We start from the raw sequence: 2505 nt of genomic DNA, 5'->3' as shown, positions 1-2505 counted from the left end.
AGAACTTGCGTCGCTGATTTCGTGTTCGTCATCAACAACGAGGTGCGAACTATAAATACCTTTTTTGAGCTTGTCAAACCTCTTGATGAAAAATTTTCTATAAATTCGGCGTAAAATATTAGTTTTTACTTTAACTTCAATCAGTTAAATCTGATGTAAATAATTGTAAAATTTTCAATTTTCCTTCTCTCAAAGCAAATTTAATTGTTTTTCTTCTGTTTTTTGCTTTGAATTTTCATGCGGAAGCCACGTGATTGGTTTTTCGCCCTTTTCTTCAAGCCATTTATTAGCAGTTTTAAAGTGCCCGCAGCCGATAAAAGGAACAGGCCCCCTTCGTGCAGACAGCGGGGAAGGATGGTTGCTTTGCAAAATCAGATAAGTAGAAGACTCAGAAACCTCTTCGATAATTGGTATTTTTTGTTGTGCAAAGCTCCCCCATAACAGATATACACACGGGAGCTGTCTTTTAGCCACAGCACGAATAAGATTATCCGTAAGGATTTCCCATCCGATCCTGGAATGGCTGGATGGGTGTCCCTTTTCTACTGTCAAAGATGCGTTCAACAAAAGAACGCCTTGTTTAGCTAAATAAGTTAAATCACCGTTGGAAGGGATTTCCCCGGAATATTCATCGATGATTTCTTTATAGATATTTCTCAAACTTGGAGGAAGTTTTATTCCTTCCGCTACAGAAAAAGCCAGACCGTTTGCCTGATTTGGACCGTGGTAGGGATCCTGTCCAAGAATGACAACTCTGACTTCATCAAGAGACATTAAAGTTAAAGCACGGAGGGGATCGGGCGGATAAACATTATCCTCCCCGATTTCTTCTTTCCGCTTGTTCACATATGAAGTTAATACTTTACCTTGCGGAGAATCGAAAAAATCTTCGACAAGGCTACTCCATCCCGACTTCAATCGAGTTACGTCCGAAAAATTCATTCTTTTCTCTTACAGCTTTTAAGCTTGACGGGAATTAAGAATTTCTTTTGCTACTTCGGGAATATCGGCCAAAATGATTGCATCATCTCTTTCCGCAATCGTCTCTAAAGGAACTCCCTCACTCCAACCTGTCCGGACTAATATAGAAGGAACCTCTGCTGCTTTAGCGGCTCCGGAATCATTTCCTGAATCTCCAATCATCAAAGCTTCGTTTTTGGAAACATTCAGAAGATTAATAGCCATTTCAACAGGATCTTTTGCTGGCTTTGGTCTTGGAGCCGAATCTCCTCCTACCACTACGTCAAAAAGATCCGCGATGCCGCAACTGTTCAAAGTTTCCATACTCATATCGTATGGTTTGTTGGTGACAATTGCCAACTTTAATCCTGCTTTCTTCAGAAGCTCGAGAGCCTCTTTTGTTCCGGGAAACAAAGTACCTTTGTCATAATCTCCTTTTTCTACATGCTTCTGAAGACTAGACACTGCTAAAGAGAAAATATGATCATCCAATCTGCCGTTCATTGAATCAGTCAATGAACGGTGTATTAAATTGACCATTCCTTTTCCGATATAAAGGCCCACTCTCTCCTCAGGCAGCGCTGGCTTATCAAAGTCTCTTCTCACTGCATTGACTAATTGAGTCAGCCCCGGAAGGGTATGGACCAGAGTTCCGTCTAAATCAAATAAAACAGCTTTGACTTCTTTAAAATTTTCCTTGTTCTTAGACACGGTCCAACTCTTTTCTAAAATTGTTAATTATCTTTTTATAGCCTTCGTAATTCTTCCCGGAAAAAACAGCGCTTCCTGCGACAAATACTTCTGCGCCTGCAGCTGCAATTTCCGCAATATTGTCAACCTTGACGCCGCCGTCAACTTCTAAAAGAATCTTTTTGCCTGTCTTTTTTTCATATTGATCAAGAACCCATCTGCATTCTTGCAGCTTATGAAGAGTCTCGGGAATAAAAGACTGACCGCCGAATCCCGGGTTGACGCTCATGAGCAGAACCATATCAATTTTGTCCATCTCATAGGTCAGCCAATCCAGTGATGTAGCAGGATTAAAAACTAAGCCTGCTTTGCAACCGTTTTCTCTGATTAATGACAAAGTGCGATCTACATGCCTACTGGCTTCAGGATGAAAAGTAATATAGTCAGCACCGGCTTTGGCAAAAGGTTCTATCAAACTATCAACTGGTTCGACCATCAAATGTACATCGATGGGGGCTTTAGTCCATGGACGGATGGCTTTACAAACCATAGGACCGAAAGTTAAGTTAGGAACATAGTGATTGTCCATCACATCAAAATGAATCCAGTCCGCTCCGGCCTTTATGACATCTTCTACTTCGGCCCCTAAGCGGGCGAAATCGGCAGACAGAATGGACGGAGCAATCTTAAAGCGATTATCTTTCATCAGGCATCTCCTTTGTGCTTATTTTAACGAAAGGCCCCGGAATTCCGCAGGCTTAATGACATGGAACCCTTCTGCTCCTCATTGGAGAATGGGAGCAAAATAAAAATGTTTGTAAAAATTTTCCAAATTTGGAGGTTCCATGTCAACCA

Annotated in this window: 3 protein-coding genes; all 3 read right to left on the bottom strand. The window is 41.4% G+C overall.

All coding sequences use genetic code 11. The features are described 5' to 3' along the window. Positions 1-189 precede the first annotated feature (189 nt). The 3 genes from ACYQ4O_RS12835 to rpe are packed head-to-tail and all read right to left on the bottom strand — an operon-like array spanning position 190 to position 2356. On the bottom strand, positions 190-942 hold the full coding sequence (locus ACYQ4O_RS12835) for a uracil-DNA glycosylase (RefSeq protein ID WP_460175856.1): 753 nt from the start codon (positions 940-942) through the stop codon (positions 190-192). A gap of 18 nt (positions 943-960) precedes the next feature. Then, positions 961-1671, bottom strand: coding sequence for an HAD-IA family hydrolase (locus ACYQ4O_RS12830; RefSeq protein WP_460175855.1), 711 nt, complete (start codon positions 1669-1671; stop codon positions 961-963). Next, positions 1664-2356, bottom strand: a complete 693-nt coding sequence (gene rpe, locus ACYQ4O_RS12825; RefSeq protein WP_460175854.1) for a ribulose-phosphate 3-epimerase — start codon at positions 2354-2356, stop codon at positions 1664-1666. Before rpe ends, ACYQ4O_RS12830 begins: the two co-directional genes overlap by 8 nt. Positions 2357-2505: the final 149 nt, after the last annotated feature.

Source organism: Turicimonas sp. TL08 (assembly GCF_054660695.1).
This window is presented reverse-complemented; position numbering and strand designations above follow the sequence as displayed.